18 protein-coding genes are annotated in these 16,435 nt (G+C 41.7%); 7 read left to right on the top strand and 11 right to left on the bottom strand.

The features are described from left to right. Positions 1-109: 109 nt before the first annotated feature. On the bottom strand, positions 110-1,891 hold the full coding sequence (locus AWN68_RS05790; protein ID WP_068412654.1) for a sodium:solute symporter family protein: 1,782 nt from the start codon (positions 1,889-1,891) through the stop codon (positions 110-112). A gap of 82 nt (positions 1,892-1,973) precedes the next feature. Between AWN68_RS05790 and AWN68_RS05785 the strand changes: the two genes are divergently transcribed. From AWN68_RS05785 to AWN68_RS05760, 6 genes are all read left to right on the top strand, one after another. After that, the gene (locus AWN68_RS05785) at positions 1,974-2,864 is read left to right on the top strand and encodes a nucleotidyltransferase family protein (RefSeq protein WP_068412651.1); all 891 of its coding nucleotides are present in this window, start codon (positions 1,974-1,976) and stop codon (positions 2,862-2,864) included. After that, positions 2,864-3,892, top strand: a complete 1,029-nt coding sequence (locus AWN68_RS05780) for a phosphotransferase enzyme family protein (protein WP_068412648.1) — start codon at positions 2,864-2,866, stop codon at positions 3,890-3,892. Before AWN68_RS05785 ends, AWN68_RS05780 begins: the two co-directional genes overlap by 1 nt. A gap of 105 nt (positions 3,893-3,997) precedes the next feature. After that, positions 3,998-4,573: a YceI family protein gene (locus AWN68_RS05775; RefSeq protein ID WP_245657961.1), complete on the top strand. Its 576-nt coding sequence runs from the start codon at positions 3,998-4,000 to the stop codon at positions 4,571-4,573. A 67-nt stretch (positions 4,574-4,640) separates the two neighbouring features. After that, positions 4,641-5,147: a cupin domain-containing protein gene (locus AWN68_RS05770; protein WP_068412641.1), complete on the top strand. Its 507-nt coding sequence runs from the start codon at positions 4,641-4,643 to the stop codon at positions 5,145-5,147. A gap of 48 nt (positions 5,148-5,195) precedes the next feature. Next, positions 5,196-5,516, top strand: coding sequence for a heavy metal-binding domain-containing protein (locus tag AWN68_RS05765; protein WP_068412845.1), 321 nt, complete (start codon positions 5,196-5,198; stop codon positions 5,514-5,516). 165 nt (positions 5,517-5,681) lie between these two features. Next, positions 5,682-5,888: a hypothetical protein gene (locus AWN68_RS05760; RefSeq protein ID WP_068412638.1), complete on the top strand. Its 207-nt coding sequence runs from the start codon at positions 5,682-5,684 to the stop codon at positions 5,886-5,888. 25 nt (positions 5,889-5,913) lie between these two features. On the opposite strand, the gene AWN68_RS05755 is transcribed toward AWN68_RS05760, so the two are convergent. From AWN68_RS05755 to AWN68_RS05745, 3 genes are all read right to left on the bottom strand, one after another. Further along, positions 5,914-6,138 (bottom strand): VF530 family protein, encoded by a 225-nt coding sequence (locus AWN68_RS05755; protein WP_068412635.1) that lies wholly within the window; start codon positions 6,136-6,138, stop codon positions 5,914-5,916. 61 nt (positions 6,139-6,199) lie between these two features. Continuing rightward, a complete protein-coding gene (locus AWN68_RS05750) occupies positions 6,200-7,345 on the bottom strand; it encodes an outer membrane protein assembly factor BamD (protein WP_068412632.1) in 1,146 nt (381 codons plus the stop codon). A 50-nt stretch (positions 7,346-7,395) separates the two neighbouring features. Further along, entirely contained in the window at positions 7,396-8,142 is a 747-nt protein-coding gene (locus tag AWN68_RS05745) for a lysophospholipid acyltransferase family protein (protein WP_068412629.1), read from the bottom strand. A 215-nt stretch (positions 8,143-8,357) separates the two neighbouring features. Between AWN68_RS05745 and AWN68_RS05740 the strand changes: the two genes are divergently transcribed. Further along, positions 8,358-9,242: a DUF72 domain-containing protein gene (locus AWN68_RS05740; protein ID WP_068412626.1), complete on the top strand. Its 885-nt coding sequence runs from the start codon at positions 8,358-8,360 to the stop codon at positions 9,240-9,242. A 131-nt stretch (positions 9,243-9,373) separates the two neighbouring features. Here AWN68_RS05740 and AWN68_RS05735 read toward each other — a convergent pair whose 3' ends face one another. From AWN68_RS05735 to AWN68_RS05700, 7 genes are all read right to left on the bottom strand, one after another. Then, positions 9,374-11,980 (bottom strand): ABC transporter permease, encoded by a 2,607-nt coding sequence (locus AWN68_RS05735; protein WP_068412623.1) that lies wholly within the window; start codon positions 11,978-11,980, stop codon positions 9,374-9,376. Position 11,981: 1 nt separating this feature from the next. Then, positions 11,982-12,308, bottom strand: a complete 327-nt coding sequence (locus AWN68_RS05730) for a PadR family transcriptional regulator (protein WP_068412620.1) — start codon at positions 12,306-12,308, stop codon at positions 11,982-11,984. A 394-nt stretch (positions 12,309-12,702) separates the two neighbouring features. Next, positions 12,703-14,190, bottom strand: coding sequence for a bifunctional metallophosphatase/5'-nucleotidase (locus AWN68_RS05720; protein ID WP_068412615.1), 1,488 nt, complete (start codon positions 14,188-14,190; stop codon positions 12,703-12,705). Positions 14,191-14,521: 331 nt separating this feature from the next. Continuing rightward, positions 14,522-14,938 (bottom strand): hypothetical protein, encoded by a 417-nt coding sequence (locus tag AWN68_RS05715; protein ID WP_157716104.1) that lies wholly within the window; start codon positions 14,936-14,938, stop codon positions 14,522-14,524. 131 nt (positions 14,939-15,069) lie between these two features. Beyond that, positions 15,070-15,282 (bottom strand): hypothetical protein, encoded by a 213-nt coding sequence (locus AWN68_RS05710; RefSeq protein ID WP_068412610.1) that lies wholly within the window; start codon positions 15,280-15,282, stop codon positions 15,070-15,072. A gap of 37 nt (positions 15,283-15,319) precedes the next feature. Continuing rightward, entirely contained in the window at positions 15,320-15,883 is a 564-nt protein-coding gene (locus tag AWN68_RS05705; protein WP_068412607.1) for an RNA polymerase sigma factor, read from the bottom strand. Further along, positions 15,876-16,265 (bottom strand): hypothetical protein, encoded by a 390-nt coding sequence (locus AWN68_RS05700; RefSeq protein ID WP_157716103.1) that lies wholly within the window; start codon positions 16,263-16,265, stop codon positions 15,876-15,878. The genes AWN68_RS05705 and AWN68_RS05700 overlap by 8 nt, the downstream gene beginning before the upstream one ends. Between the last annotated feature and the right edge of the window lie 170 nt (positions 16,266-16,435).

The raw sequence follows: 16,435 nt of genomic DNA, 5'->3' as shown, positions 1-16,435 counted from the left end.
TCTTGACTTGCTACCCTGTGTTTCTAAAAAGGATGCTTACAGCATGCTTAGTTTTGTACGGAATGCGTATAAAAAACAGGCTGTCCATTTGGACAGCCTGTTTTTAGGTTTAGAATGTCAATTTCTTCCAAGTTCGTAATAAGAGTAAAACACTCACTAGTGTAACGGAGAGTAGAATCACTGCCGTTGAAATGTTACCATAAAGCAGCATTCCCACACCAAAAAGCGCACTGTAAACAATGATAATTCCGAGGAACATAGCGAGTAGGTCAACACTGAAGCGACCTACTTTTGCTTCTAAATGAATGCCTTCTTTTTGGGCGATTTTCTTGAAACCATTCCAACCCGTGCCATAAGGTTTTACCGAATTGAAGAAGGCAGCTAGTTTATTATAATCCGTTGGTTTGGTCAGTAAAGTAGCAGCTACCCAAGCGAAAGTGGTTACACCGACACTCAAAAGAAGTTGATAATCTGGCGAAATGGAAGTCATAAATTCAGGGCCTGTTTTCTCAAAGAAAAGTAATGCCATGATAAATGAAACGACCATAGCCGTAAGTTCAGAATAAGCATTTATACGCCACCAGAACCAGCGGAATAAGAATACAGCACCTGTTCCTGCACCGACTTGTAGAAGAATTTGGAAGGCATCGTAAGCACTGGTAAGGACCAAGGCAAACAAGGCCGCGAAAATCATTAAAACCACGGTAGATATTCTTCCAATATTCACCAATTCTTTTTCACTTGCTTCTGGCTTCACAAATCTTTGGTAGAAATCATAGGCCACGTAAGAAGATCCCCAGTTGAGGTGCGTTGATATGGTGGACATAAAGGCCGCAATCAATGAGGCGATAACGATGCCCAAAAGTCCTTTAGGCAAAGTGAGTAGCATGGCTGAATAGCCTAAATCATGTCCCATTTTTCCTTCAGAAATATTTGGGAAGGCCGACCTAATGGACTCTAAATCTGGATAAACCACCAAGGAAGCCAAGGCAATCAAAATCCATGGCCAAGGGCGCAACGCGTAATGTGTAATGTTGAAAAGTAAAGTAGCCGAAACTGCATTTTTTTCATCTTTGGCAGATAGCATACGTTGGGCAATGTAGCCCCCTCCGCCAGGTTCAGCACCAGGATACCAGACACTCCACCACTGCACGGCCAGTGGCATAACTAAGAGCGTAATGAATAGTTCTCTATTGTTGAAGTCAGGAATGAGGTCAAGTTTTGGCGCCACATTTGGATTGGCCAAAAGCTCCGTTAAACCACCTACTTCAGGTAAGTTGATGATGTATACCGCTGCAGCTATGGAGCCTACCATGGCCACTAAAAACTGTAGGAAATCGGTGAGAATAACACCCCTTAATCCACCCATTGAACTATAGGCCACAGTAATTACGGAAGCATACAACATGGTTTTCCAAGGCTCTAAGCCAAACATGATTTCCCCAATCTTAATGGCAGCCAAGGAAACCGAGGCCATAATCATCACATTGAAGAAAACACCTAAATAAATGGCGCGAAAGCCTCTTAAGAAGGCCGCCTCTTTTCCGCTATAACGTGTTTCGTAAAATTCTAAATCAGTAAGTACGCCCGATTTCCTCCAAAGCTTGGCGTATACAAAAACGGTGAGCATACCCGTGACCAGAAAAGCCCACCATACCCAGTTACCAGCCACACCATTTTGGCGCACAATGTCTGTTACTAAATTTGGGGTATCGGCAGAAAAAGTAGTGGCGACCATGGAAATCCCCAATAACCACCAAGGCATATTTCTACCCGATAGAAAAAATTCTTTTGAGCTGGTTCCTGCCTTTTTTGATACTTTAAGGCCGATTAATAAAAAAATGACAAAAAAACCGAGGATGATAATCCAGTCGAGTGTCGCTAGCTGCATAATATAATGATTTGTTAAATTGACTCGTCTTGTCTTTTTCGACAACTTCGAGCCAACAATTATAATTAAAATAGAGGACATTATGGATTTGACTTTGGTAGTATTGGCCGCTGGCATGGGAAGCCGCTATGGCGGGAACAAACAATTGGACGGAATTGGCCCAAATGGTGAGATCATTATGGACTATTCAATTCATGATGCCATCAATGCTGGATTTACCAAAGTGGTATTTATTATTCGCACCGATTTGAAAGATGCCTTTGATGAGCATTATAAAAACCGATTCAACGGGAAGATTAAAATGGAGTATGCTTTTCAGAATGAATACACTGAGCATACTGCGGCCTATGAGGCGGATAGAAAAAAACCTTGGGGAACAACCCATGCCATTTTAGCGGCTAAACACTTAATTAATGAGCCTTTTGTGGTCATCAATGCCGATGACTATTATGGACAGGAATCTTTTGGTGAGGTGGTAACTGCCATGAGAAACTTAAAGGAAAATGAGTACCTGATTATGGGCTACAGCTTGGTAAACACCCTTTCTGACCATGGAACGGTAAATCGTGGCGTTTGTCAAGTGAAAGATGAGATGACCCTAACGGGCATCAAAGAGACTTTGGCCATCAGTAAAAATGGTAACGATATCACTTACGAAGAAGATGGAGTGAAACATTCACTCGCGCCAGACACTTACGTATCGATGAACTTCTTGGGATTTCCAGTTTCAGCACTGTCACTTTTTGAAGAGAAATTTATTGACTTTGTGAAGGAAAATCATACCAATCCTAAATCAGAATGTTTTGTTCCCGCTGAAATGGACAACTTGATGAATGAAGGCAAAGCCACCATTCGCGTAGTGCCTACTTCTGCTTCTTGGTTAGGAGTGACTTATCAAGAAGACAAACCATTTGTAGTAAGCGGAATCAGTAAAATGATTGCGGACGGAAAATATCCAGAAGAAATAAAATAATGAACATTGCCTTAGAAGCATTGAAGGCATTCCAACTAGAAGGGGCAATCGAAAAGGTTGCCCCTTTCGGTTCTGGGCATATCAATGACACCTATAAAGTGGAATCTAGCTGCGGAAACTACCTCCTTCAGAAGGTGAATGCCAAGGTTTTTCAGAATACCGAAACCTTGGAAAACAATCTGAATCTGCTTCAAGGCTTACAGTCGGATGTATTCGCCAAGCACATTACCACCGAAAACGGAAACTGCTTTTATGTTGACCAAGGTGGTTGCTGGAAATTGCAAGAATTTGTGTTGAATGCTTACGGACCAACCACTGCCAATAATCTTAATTTGGTAGAAGAAGTAGGTAAAGGCTTTGGCATGTTTACCAAGGCAACTGCTTCGCTAAAAGCTAATGCCTTTGATGAAGCCATTCCCAAATTTCACAGCCTAAAGTGGAGGCTAGAACAGCTGGAGGAAGCCATTGCACTAAATAAAGCTAACCGAAAAGAGGCAGCCAAGGGCCTAATTGACCAAGTGAATGCCTTCAGTTGGATCGTTGATCACTTTAATACTCTTGTTGAGAATGGTCTGCCACTCAGGGTGTGTCACAACGATACGAAAATCGACAACATACTTTTGACTGAGGGCAGTGATGAATTTCGGCATGTCATCGATTTGGACACCACAGGCCCAGGTTATGTGCTTTCTGATTTTGGCGACATGATGCGCACCTTGCTCACCCCAACGAAAGAAGCTGAGCTAAATGAAAGCAAAATTGAAATCAGAGAAGGCTATTTAGAGGCCTTAAAATCGGGTTACCTTTCGGCTTGCGCTGAATCATTGATTCCTCTTGAAAAAGAGAACTTAGAGTTTGGAGGTTTATACATGACCTATATGCAGGCTGTTCGCTTTTTAGCCGATTACCTGAATGGAGACAGTTATTACAAAATAAGTTTCCCCGAAGAGAACTACATCAGGGCTAGAAACCAGCTGACCTTACTTCAGCTAATGCACAGTCAGATTTTCAGCAGTAAAACCAATTAAGAGTTGATGCTTTTTGGTGGAGTTATTACCGTTGAACAGAAATGTCGGTTTCCTGCTCTTGAGAAAATCGTTAGTTTTATTCGAACACAAGCAAAAAACTATTCTATGAAAAGAGTTATACTCACCCTATTTGTCATTTCCACTCTGTTTTCGGCCAACCTAATGAATGGCCAAACATGGAAAATAGACCCAGCACATTCGAGCATATTATTTAACGCAAAACACTCTGGAATTTCCTTTGTGAACGGAAGATTCGAAAAATTCGAAGCCACAGTTGAGGGCGGAACAGCTGAAGATTTCACCAATGCCAAAATCTCATTTACGGCTCAAGTGCAAAGCATCAACACGGGCGTTGACGGAAGAGATAACCACCTGAGATCCGCTGATTTTTTCGATATGGAAAACCACCCTACGGTTACTTTTAAAAGCACCTCTTTTACTAAATCAGGTGATGGTATGTATAAAGTAGTGGGTGATTTAACCATGCGAGGTAACACCAAACAAGTGGAGCTGATGGCACAGCACATTGGGTCTATCGACACAAAAGACGGTGGCAAGAAAGTAGGTTTTCAAATCAAAGGCAGCGTAGACAGAAATGAATTTGGTGTTTCTGGTGCAGGTGGCTCTGTCGCTCCAACGATTGAAATTATCTGTAATGTAGAAATGGCTACGCAGAAATAAATCTATCCTAAACGATACTGAAAGGCTGTTTCATTTAATGGAGCGGCCTTTTTTATTATTTTTGGGTATGGCTGAAAAAACTGCTGAATACTATATTGAAAAGCTGAGCCTCTTAGCTCATCCTGAAGGAGGTTATTACGCTGAAAACTATCGGTCGGAAGAAAGTATTGAGAAAAGTGCATTGCCCAATTACTATCCATCGGCAAGAACATTCGGCACTTCGATTTACTTTTTGCTTACCCCAAATAGCGTTTCAAATTTCCATAGGCTTAATTCAGACGAAATTTGGCATTTCCATGATGGAGGTACGGCTTGCATTCACATGCTTTCCCCCGAAGGAAAACTGGTGTCCAAAACCATTGGAAAAGACTTAGAAAAGGGTCAAAGTTTCCAAGTAGTGATTCCAAAACACCATTGGTTTGCCGCGGAAATTATTCAAGGAGATTTCATTTTGGTAGGCTGCACTGTCTCACCTGGTTTCGAATTTGAAGACTTTGAATTGGCCGATCGCTCGACTTTAGCTTCCGTTTATCCCGATCATAAAACACTAATTGAGCGTTTTACGAAAGCATAGTTGTGTTCTGCATGAATGTGCAGCGAAAACTCAAAACAAAACAACCACATGCTTTTAACAACAACCCCAACTATCGAAGGTCACGCGATTACAAAATACCATGGCGTAATTACAGGAGAAGCCATTATTGGCGCCAACCTGTTCAAAGATATTTTCGCCAGCATTACCGATTTAGTCGGTGGTCGCTCTGGCTCTTATGAAAAAGTGCTTCGCGAAGCGAAAAATAGTGCAATGCAAGAATTACAATACAGCGCTCAAGCAATGGGCGCCAACGCAGTAGTGGGCATTGATTTGGATTACGAAACGGTAGGTCAAAGTTCCAGTATGCTTATGGTCACAGCAAGCGGAACTGCGGTAACCTATCAATAAGATACACCGATTGGTGTTTTCTATCCCATAAGGCCTCGGTTTCTAGTAGATCGGGGCTTTTCCTTTACCAAACCTCGGTAAACCTTTAACACTTCTGAAAGTTACTAAGGCATAGTTAACGCTGCTCGATGGTCGGGCATGTTTACCTTAATTAAGAGATAAATTATGCTTTATACATTCATAGAAAATCCTTCAAGCCATTTCGATTCAGTTGAATACACCCCGGTGGTTCAAAGGTCAATCTTTAATGCCGACAACCCTGATGATAGCGACTTCCTTTCTAAAAACCCCGATTTGATCTGGGGAATCCTGATTGGAATTATGGCAATAGGTTTTGTTTGGTATACCTTTTTTAGAAAGAAGAAAAGATAGCCACCTCAATGAGAGAACGGCTCAACTAGATAGATCTAAGATACAGCTGTTCTACTTTTTCTCTCGCCCAAGGCGTTTTCCGCAAAAAGGTAAGGCTTGATTTAATGGAGGGGTCGTGTGTAAAACAGCGAATATTGATTCTATCGCCCAATTCTTCCCAGCCATATTTCTTCACCAATACCGCAAGGATATCGGCCAGTTTTACTCCGTGGAGGGGGTTGTTCGGTTGGGCTTCTTTTGGGGTGGTCATGGTTTTGCGTCTTTCGGGTAATCAATTAATTGGCCCTGACAAAAATGCCAAGGCCAAATATTTATATTTCAGAATCTCTATAGAAATTACTGATGTTGCCAATAATTTGATCGTAGATGCGGTCTATAAAACCGATGAATAGGGTTTGAGGTGGAGGCGGAGGTAACTCTTTCCCTTTACTCATTTCTATTTCATCACGATTAAGCGCCCTTGAATCTCCGTTAAACGAAGCCCATTCGTGTACCCAAACATCTTTGCTTGGCAACTTACGATTGGTCAAAATTCGGTTAGTATAAGCATCTCTTATTTCGAAATTCATTACACCCTGAGACGAGAGCGTTTTACGGTTTACAGTCAATTGAGCTTTCACAGTGTTATAAACATCGTGCTTTACGCCTTTGTCGTCAGTAAACTGTCCAACCACTACGCTGTCACGCTTTATTTCTTTGGTATTCGATTCAATCAAAGTTTGACCCAATACAAAATCGTCAAATTGCATTGACACGATTTGATCAGGCTGCAAGTCAATTTGCTCTGCTTCATCAACAGTGAAAAACTGGATGAACCTGCCTTCGCTGAATCGGTCCAAATACTCAATAACTCTGTTTTCGAAGTATTCATTTGTCAACTCTAAACTGCGAGAATGAATTGGAATTGGCTCGATTAAAACCCGTACAGTCCCCATGTTTCTAGCATCAGTCAACAAACTATCAATATTCGGCACGTTTCTATCAAAGTTGAGCGCAAAATTGAAATGCTTAAAAGCTCTTCTTCCGCCTTCAATAGTATTGGTAGCCAAAGCATTATTGCCCAATTCTACTTGATAGTCTGCCGCTTTTCTGCCCGCATCACTTTCTTCACTAATAAAAGATTTAGGCATTACCAGTGACAAACAAGCTGGGCATCGCTGAATTTGGCGATAATAACTGTTCAGCTGCTGGTACTGATAATAAGTAGCCTCCCATTTATTTGGATCATTATTTACGGCCAACATACGGATGTAATCCATATGATAATTGCTCGCCAAACGATACCCCTCAATCAATACATCCTGCGATTTCTTGTTATCTGGGTTCGACTGTAAACGATTGATGGCACGGTCTAAAGCTGTTTCGTAATTGCCTTTTTCAAGTGCGTTTTTTCCTGTAGCACAGCTTACGATAGTCAACACCATAAGCGCCAAAAGTGAGTGTAGAAAAGTTTTCATAAGCTTTATTGTTTGGTTGAGTAAGCCTCCATTCCAAAATGAATGCCAAATTAGCTTTTATTCTCCTTATCTAGTTCAATGATCTTAGATTTCATCATTTCATAAACTTGAGCTTTTAGGGCTGGAAGGTCTTCCTGCGTCATATTTTGGGTAGAAATGGGTGGAAGAAAATAATTATGAATTAGTCCTGGTCTCAAGCCCAACTGACCTTTGGGCATAAGCCTTTTTGCATCGTGAATAATCAAAGGCATAATGGGAGTGCCCGTTTCAATGGCCAATCGGAAAGGGCCGTTATAGAAAGGAAGCAGTGGTTCATCGGTATTGTTTCGCGTACCTTCAGGGGCCACCATAATGGATAACCCGCGATTCAAATTCCTCACTAATTTCTCAACAGATTTCTTTCTGCTTTCTTCACTAGTACGATCCACCCAGACGGCAAAACTGCCAGCGATAAATCCAAACAGAGGAATTTTAGCCAGTTCCTCTTTACCCAAACCTTTTAAAGGAACGGGAATGGCTCGTGGAATGGCGGGGGCATCCAAAAAGGAGGTATGATTAATAGTGAAAATATAGGGCTGACCACGCTGAATTAAGTTTCGGTTATGTGTTTTAAAATGAATAAAAGAAAACGCGGAAAACAGGAAGACCCAGACACGGGCAAAAAAGTAACTGAATTTGTCCAGTTTGGGGCTGATCAATCTTGGAATTACCGTAAAAGGAGACAGCGCAATCATGATGGCCACAAACCAAATCGCGCACCAAGCCGTGTACAGTATTTGAATCCCTTTTTTCAGCATAAAATCTTTTCAGAAGAATTAGCTAAAATAGTTTTTTTATGTGGAATGCGTCATTAGATTTGAGCGGAAATTAATGACAATTGACCATGGTTATTCATCCGAATCATGACTCAATTTAAAGAAAAGGATGAACTTCACTCTTTACTTGCAGCCCACACCCTCACAGGTTTGGGCTTTTTTTGTGGATTAGCTTAACTTGAGACAAATCTTGATGTATGAAATTTGGAAGCGTTGAACACCCAGAGAAAATTGATTTTACTTTACCACAAGATCATCCAGGTACGGCCAAGCTTTTGGGGAAATCAAAGGCTAAACCCAAGATTTATGTGGGTTGCGCAAAATGGAACAAGACCGACTTGAAGGGCTTTTACCCCAAAGGCACTAAAGACGAACTGACTTACTATGCTACTCAATTCAACAGCATCGAGTTGAACGCCACCTTCTATAATTATAGCACTGAACAGTTTGAAAACTGGTATGGAAAAACGCCTGCCGATTTCAAATTCTTCCCTAAAGTCAATCAGATGATCAGCCATAGAAAGCGGCTGAACGATGCGGATCGCTACACAGAAGACTTCGTGAATGCCTTGTCTGGTTTGGAGGAAAAAATGGAGCAGACTTTTCTTCAATTGCACGAAAATTTTGGACCGAAAAACTGGGATAGGTTAGCGCATTTTATCACAAATTTTCCAAAAGGAATTCCGCTTGCGGTAGAAGTAAGGCATACCGATTGGCTTAATGACACCGAGGTAGCTAACCAATTCTATTCCCTGCTAGAAGAAAATAATGTAACGAACATTATCACCGATACTGCCGGTCGAAGAGATTTACTTCACATGCGCCTTACTACGTCCAAAGCCTTTATTCGCTACGTGGGTGCCAACCATGAAAGTGATTATGCGCGTTTAGATGATTGGTTCGAACGAATTAAGACTTGGATTGAAATGGGTGGTTTGGAAGATATTTACTTCTTCGTTCACCAAAACCTTGAGAAGGCCTCGCCTTTGCTTTCTGCTTATTTCATTAAGCGACTGAATAACGAACTGGGCTACAGTTTGCATGTCCCTGAACAGCAAGGTGGACAGGCAACTATGTTTTGATTGAGGCGTCCGTAAATCTTAAATCAAAAAACAATGGCTCGGTTTCACTGAGTGATGGATTGCATATTGGTTTTAGGTTAAATAGCTGCCAGTCACTCGGCTAAGCCAGTCGACTAGTCATTCCTTTCAAATCACTCATTCCTCAAACAGTCCACAGGGTTGATTCTGGCTGATTTAAGTGTTTGAAAACCTACGGTAAGCCAGGCAATGAATAAGGTGGAAACACCAGCCAGGGCAAAGAACCACCATTTCAATTCGATGGAATAAGCAAAATTGTGAAGCCATTGGTTGGAGAAGTAATAGCCAATAGGAATGGCTAGAATTATGGAAATCAGCACCGTTTTGGTAAATGTAGCCGTAAGTAATTTCACTACTACTACCTGACTTGCACCCAATATTTTCCTGATTCCAATTTCCTTGCTTCTTCGTTCTGCCGTAAAAGTGGCCAAGCCAAAAAGGCCAAGACACGAAATGAGAATGGCAATGCCAGCCAAGTAGTTGGACAGTTGGGCTACCTTGTCTTCTGTACTATATAAGGCACGATAATCATCTTCTAAAAAGGAAGGCTCGAAGTCGTATTTTGGGTTGAGCTTGGCGTAAATCGTTTTGATTTTTTCAAGCGTGTTCACTTCAGTTCCTGGTTGCAACCTGACGATAAAATCATCTCCGCTGCTCCTGAAACGGAAGAGCATGGGCTCAATTTCTTGGTGTAATGAGCCATATTGAAAATCGCTTACTACACCAATAACTTCCTTAAAGTCATTTGGCGAAGCTTCCAGCTGAAATCCAATTGGGTCTTTTAGCCCCATGAATTTAACTGCGGTTTCGTTGAGCATGATTTTGCTTTCATCGTCATTCATTTCTTTTGAAAATGACCGGCCTGCTACAAGTTTTAGCTCCAGCGTTTCAACAATGTTATAACCGATTCTTGGCGACTTGAACAGGTGATTGTCATCCGCGTCACCTTCTTCCCATGAGTAGCCGCTGCTGTTGTCATTTCCCCAAAGAAAGTCTCCAGACATATTGCCAACACTGGTTACGCCAGGTAGTGCCCTAAGCGCTGTTAAAAACGGAGTAGGGTCGAAGCTTTCTGGACCTTTTCTAGTAAACGTAATGATGTTTTCACGATCATAACCCAGCGGTTTGCTATAGGTATACTCCATCTGTCTGTTAATGGTGATTACACCAATAATGAAAATAATAGACAGCGTGAACTGCACTACCACCAAACCTTTTCTGATCCATTCCTCACCCCTTAGGTTGGCTACTTTTCCTTTAAGTACCGCCACGGGCTTAAAACCTGAAAGGTAGAAAGCGGGATAACTACCCGCTAGTATTCCAGTGCCCAGCACGATGGCCAAAAGTGGTAAAATGAAATCGTTTAGATTAAATTCAAGCTGCTTAGAAGTAATCTCATTGAACTGAGGAAGGAGTAAAACAACCAATCCAATGGCCACCAAAAGCGCCAGTAGCGAGAGTAAAATGGACTCTCCCAAAAACTGAAAGACCAAGTCTCCACGATTTGCCCCAATTGCCTTTTTCACCCCTACTTCTTTCATTTTTTTCGAAGCTTGCGCAGTAGAGAGGTTCATGAAATTGATGCAGGCAATCAGCAGAATAAAAATGGCAATGACCGTGAAAAGCCGAACATTCTCAATTCTTCCACCTACTTGGATCCCATTCTCATAAGCACCATAGAGGTAGTTTTTTGCATAGGGCTGAATGAAGAGGTTTTGCTTATTATTACCCGTCTTTCCATACATTAAACGCGCAATTTTCTTATTCAATTGCTCGGCATCTGCTCCATCTTTTAAGAGCAAATAGGTGCGTGCATAGCCACCTTTCCAATCTTCGGCCCATTCTTCGGCATCGATCAATACCTGGTAATTGACAACAATGTTGAATTGCTCGGTGGCATTCTTGGGCGGATCCTTAAACACACCAGATACCACAAAAGATTGCTTGAATAGTGAACTCTCCCATTCAATCGTATTACCCACCGCCTTTTCAGCAGCACCAAAAACGGTGATAGCAAGCGACTCTGAAATTGCAACTGCGTTTTTGTCTTGAATGATCCTTTCTGTTTTTCCCGAAATCAGCGGGTAAGTCATAACTTGGAAGAAGTTAGAGCTCGCAAAAAGCCCATTTACTTCAAAGTTTTTTTCGCTGTGGCTAATGGTGCCTTGAGGCCTGAAAAAGTGATTACCCACCCTAACGGCATCTTCCACTTCTGGGAATTCTTCTTTTATGGCTTGTGCCAATTTGCCCGAAGTATAATCCCAAGTGAGCACACTTTCGGGCAAAGTGAAATTGGTAAAGACCCAATATAGCCGATCGTTTTTATCATTAAAGGTGTCTACCGAGCGTTCATCATTTACCCAAAGGAAAATGAGCAAGGCCGCAGCTAAACCCGTGGAAAGGCCAATGAGATTAATTAAGAAAGTAGCTTTGTGTCGCTTGAAACCTCTGAGCGTAATTAATAAGTTGTGTTGTAACATACCGAGATAATTGAGTTGATGATTTCCTCCAAGCCCTCTGACCAAAGCGGGGCGCAGCAGTTTTAAGACTTCACGATTGTAAAGCCTTCTAGATTTTTTGACCGAGTACTGCACTAGATTTTCAGCGAATACTTCCTCCATATCGCCTTCTATTTCTTCTAAAAAGTCTTTTTTCAGAAAGAAGCGTAGAAGCCTTAATGACCAGCGAGGTGGTTGAATATCGTTTTGTGTATTGTTCAAATTAGCTGGTGGCCATTTTGGGCATTGCTGACCAAAGTTGAGTGCGGATGTCTTTCATTTCCTCCAAAATTCTGTGCGCATATGGTGTGGCGCTATAAATGCGCTTGCGCTTTCCTCCTCGTTTTTGGGTGGCTTCACCAAACTCAGAAGTCAGAAATCCTTTCTCTTCCATGCGCTTTAAAGCGGACTGGATGGAACCCACGCTCAGTTTTTCATTGAGTCGGTCTTCCAGTTCTCGTTTAATTTCTACCCCGTAGGCTTCGGCTTGAAGCACGACTACCGTCATAAGCACCAGCTCTTCAAACTCTCCCAATTTGGTTTTCTTCATGGCTATATCATTCGTAATTGCAGTAAATATATAAAATTATTTTATTCGTAATTGCAGTTTTTATGAGAAATAGTAATGGGTATTGAGAAATGAGTAGTGGGTTGGTGGCTATAATATGGGTGTTAAGTACCGTGGAGTATTCTTTAACCGCAAAGCACACGAAGTTTCGCGAAGGTGGTATTGGGACATATGTTGGCTATGTTACTAAAGCTAGCTTTCAGGTAGTTGCTAACAAGCTAAGTCATACTGTAAGCATCCTTTTGAGAAATAGACGTAGGGTAGTCAATATCTTGTGAAATGTGAAATTCCGAGACTTCGGAATCTACGAGATGACTTTAATAGCATGCTCAAGCTGGAGTTAGGCTGCTTCGTGCCTCGCAGTGACGTTTACCGCTTACTTCTTCCTAAAATAAGCCATCACAATATCTCGGACATCGTTTTTGATACCATTGAAATCTGGAGGGGCGATGGCCTGATTTTGATAGTCTTTGATAAACTCAAGGTTGGCTTCTCCACCACTGAGAACGAAATCAGGGAGAGCCATTTTATAGGATTTGGAAGTAGAGAGTTTAGCGCCTTTGATGTACCAACCATCGGCTTTCTTTTCGGCATTGGCCAACTGTAAATAACCCCCAATGCCTACGTTGGTTACTGTGCCAGTTTCTAAAATGCGCTGTACTACATCACCTTTTATATCAACAATGGAGATGCCCCCCCCAAATGGAAAAGAGCGAAGAATATCGTACTCAGTGATGGTACCAGTAAGTTCGTCATCTAGTCGAATGGAGCCAGAATTGAAAATCGCTAAATCGGCATTGGGTACAGCAAATAAAAATGCCTCGGCTGTCATAATTGGGTAATTGGTCGGGCGGTAACGAATACTGCTTTCGCGTCCATCAAGGGTATCCGTGGTGGTCATCACGATTTCATTGGGCGTATACCCCATGGCCGCCATACTTTCATTCGAAATATTTACCCATTTGTCTACCAGCGCTTTTACCTCGGTGTCTTCTGCTACGCCATCATCAATGGGCAAGAGCTCGGAACTAATGCTCGTTTTTCCTGTGGTTTTATTATAACTCACCCTGTGCACATACACGGTTTTTGCGTTGGCATCGGCCTTGGTCATCAACGTATTTCCATACATATATTTCATATGGGCGTGGTCGTGGCCACCCAAAACAAGGTCGAATTCAGGCACAAAATAAGTGGCCAAAGAATCGTCTTCTACTTTCTTGAGGTGCGTAACACCAATGAATACTTCAGCTTCTTCCTTCACCTTGTTATACACCGCTTTCACCGACTCGTATTTGTCCGTATAAGCTAAGTAGGGAGCGTTGTTGAAGGGCAATGTTGAGCCGAAAAAAGCAATGTCAACACCATCTACAGACTTCATAATATGATCGGGAAAAGGCTTTCCTTTTTGTGTCCATGCAGTGTTTTTGCCATCTACCGCGTGAAGTACATTTGTAGTCGTCCATTCAAAGTCAGATTCATCAATTCTGGCCTGTATTTCATTTTCCTTTAGGTCGAACTCGTGATTACCGGGCACTACAATGTCTACACCCACGGCATTCATCACTTCCACCATGTGTCTGCCTGCGATTTTTTCACCTTCATAAGTGAGGGTGCCAATGAGCGAAGGACTTACAAAGTCTCCTGAAAGGATGGTAAAAACATTCGGGTTTTCCTTCAATAGATTTTTTCTCACTGTGGCTACACGAGCCATTCCACCTACTTTACCGCCTTCTAATGGAGCAATTTCATAGACATCGTTCATTTGAAGCACAATGAAATCTACCGTGTCCGAAGATTTTTCAGGAGAACATGCGCTTGAAAAAAGGAAGAAAACAGACAGGAGAAAAAGCGGGAATCGTTTCATGAAAAAGAGGTTTTGAACTTGGAATAAAGTTAGTAAAAATGAAGTTCAAACCGGTAGACTTTAAAGGGCATTTAACCGCAAACTACGCTGAGTGACTGAACTTATCTATGAGCAAATGACTACGTGAAGCAATCACAATCTTCTTTTGGGGTACGGTCTGACCTTCGGTACCGACCGACTACACAGAGGGGGCTATTCTATGGTCGGCACCGAAGGTCAAACCATAGATATCAACCTTAAGACTTACTCTATTACCGCCCTAAAGGTCAACTTGAGAAGACAAGGGAGCCAGTCATGGCATTCATAATCAGTCACTACGACAGTAGGTGTTTTAATCTACTATGCTTTCTATGTTTTTATAGATAAAATCAATGGATTCTCCAGTGGTAATTATATCAAATGTCAGCCCTTTGAGTTCAGCTCCAATGTATGATACGCCTTTGGTTTTTTTAATTCCTTCGATATTCGTCCAATCATTGACTTGAAGTAAGCCTTTGGCACAAAGCCCATCACCTTGAATATTTACAGTGATAAATTCTTGCCCATTTTGTTCGGTATAATCGGATAGCCAATAGGTCAAGTTTTCCCTTCCAGCTCTATCCATTTCCTTTACCAACTCCTGCTTATAAACAGTAGTTTCAAGACCATTTAAGTCAAAAATAGAATTTGTGTTTTCACAACCTGGTCGGTCACAAGAAGCGAAGAGAATTAAGACGATGAAGGAAGCTATAATTGATTTTGTTTTCATAACTCTATGTGTTTGATTGAATGGCCACAACTGATTTACATAAGCATATAAATTAGAAGTTACGAAATAATGTAGTTTTCCAATCACCGAATCGCCAGAAGTCCTCTTTCAGAATAAAGTTTGCGGAGGCTTTATCCCGCCAATTCATCACAATAAAAACCTTGGCTGGTCAATATGGTAATGACGGTTTCGGGGGCCACTTCTTCGGTTTCAACACGTAAGATTTTATCGCAGTCTTCCAGGTCAAAGTTCCACTCTTCGCTGGGCAATAAGATATTCAAAAATGAGCCCACAGCCTGGACTTGCTTTTTACTGACTACGGAAGTTTTAAAGACATGAACCATGGTAATTGTTATTCTAATTTTGGAGTGATTTGGCAATTCATTGGTTAATCAATTCTTCATAAGTCGATTTGAGTCGCTTGCGAAGAAACTTTACAGCGTAATGTTTTCTGGAGAGCAGGGTGTTGACGGGAATACCAGTCGCTTCTGAAATTTCCTTTACAGGCAAACCTTCCATTTCAGTCAACTCGAAAATTTCACGTTGTTCAATTGGTAACTCGGTAAGGGCTAGCTCCAATTCTTCCCACATAAGGGAACGGATATAGACATTAATGGGGCTTTCGGATTCATCCATCTGGGGAAATATAGTGGCATAAATACCTCCCTCTTCATCACTATCAGGCTCCATAATGAAGCTAGTCTCCTTCTTTTTCTTCTTTTTATTGATGATGAGATTTCGGGCAACACGAAATAGCCAACCAGAGAGGTTTTCAATCGGATTGTGCGTATTGTCCATGGTTTTCACGAACTGATAAAACACATCCTGAGCAATGTCTTCAGCATCTTCTGTGGTAGGAACTCTGTTCTTAATGAAAGAGCGGATGCGGGGCTGATGCTCCTTAATCTGTCTTTCTAAGTCTTCCCTATATTCGTTTTTACTCACGGTCAGGACCATCTTTTTCTTTTACGTCCGAATCGGAAAAACAATCATTTTTATGCTCCATCCATTGTGCGAACTTCCTTTTCTTGAACCATTCTTTGCGTTCCTCTGGGTTCATGTTCATCCATTCTTCTCGACCTGAATGAGTTCTGCACTTTTTACGATGAGAACGCTTTCCCTTACCTCCCATTCCTGAAAAGAGGATTCTTGAAAGGATGAACAGTCCTAGTGCTTGCCAGAAAGTGATGGTGGTGAGACCAAAAAGATCGGGCATTAACCAGTTCCATAAAAGCATGATTACGGAACCAAACAAAAACAACGCTGCTGCGCCAAACACAGGGAAGAAAATGTATTTGTACTTATATATGAATTCTTTCTTTCTCATTTCGATCATTAATTATGTTCTCTTGTATAGGTAGACAAATGAGAGAGATAAATATTTTAAGGGGGCAGGATTTTTTTGAATCGGAATACCATCACTCGGTGCAACCGAGTGACTGCTAGAGTGGGGCAATCCTGTTCGAACCGTCATGCTAAACTAGTTTCAGCATCCCT

Origin of the sequence: Roseivirga echinicomitans, assembly GCF_001592935.1 — a bacterium.
In the GTDB taxonomy this organism is placed as follows: Bacteria; Bacteroidota; Bacteroidia; order Cytophagales; family Cyclobacteriaceae; genus Roseivirga; species Roseivirga echinicomitans.
The sequence above is the reverse complement of the archived record's forward strand: the minus strand, read 5'-3'. Positions and strand labels throughout refer to the sequence as shown.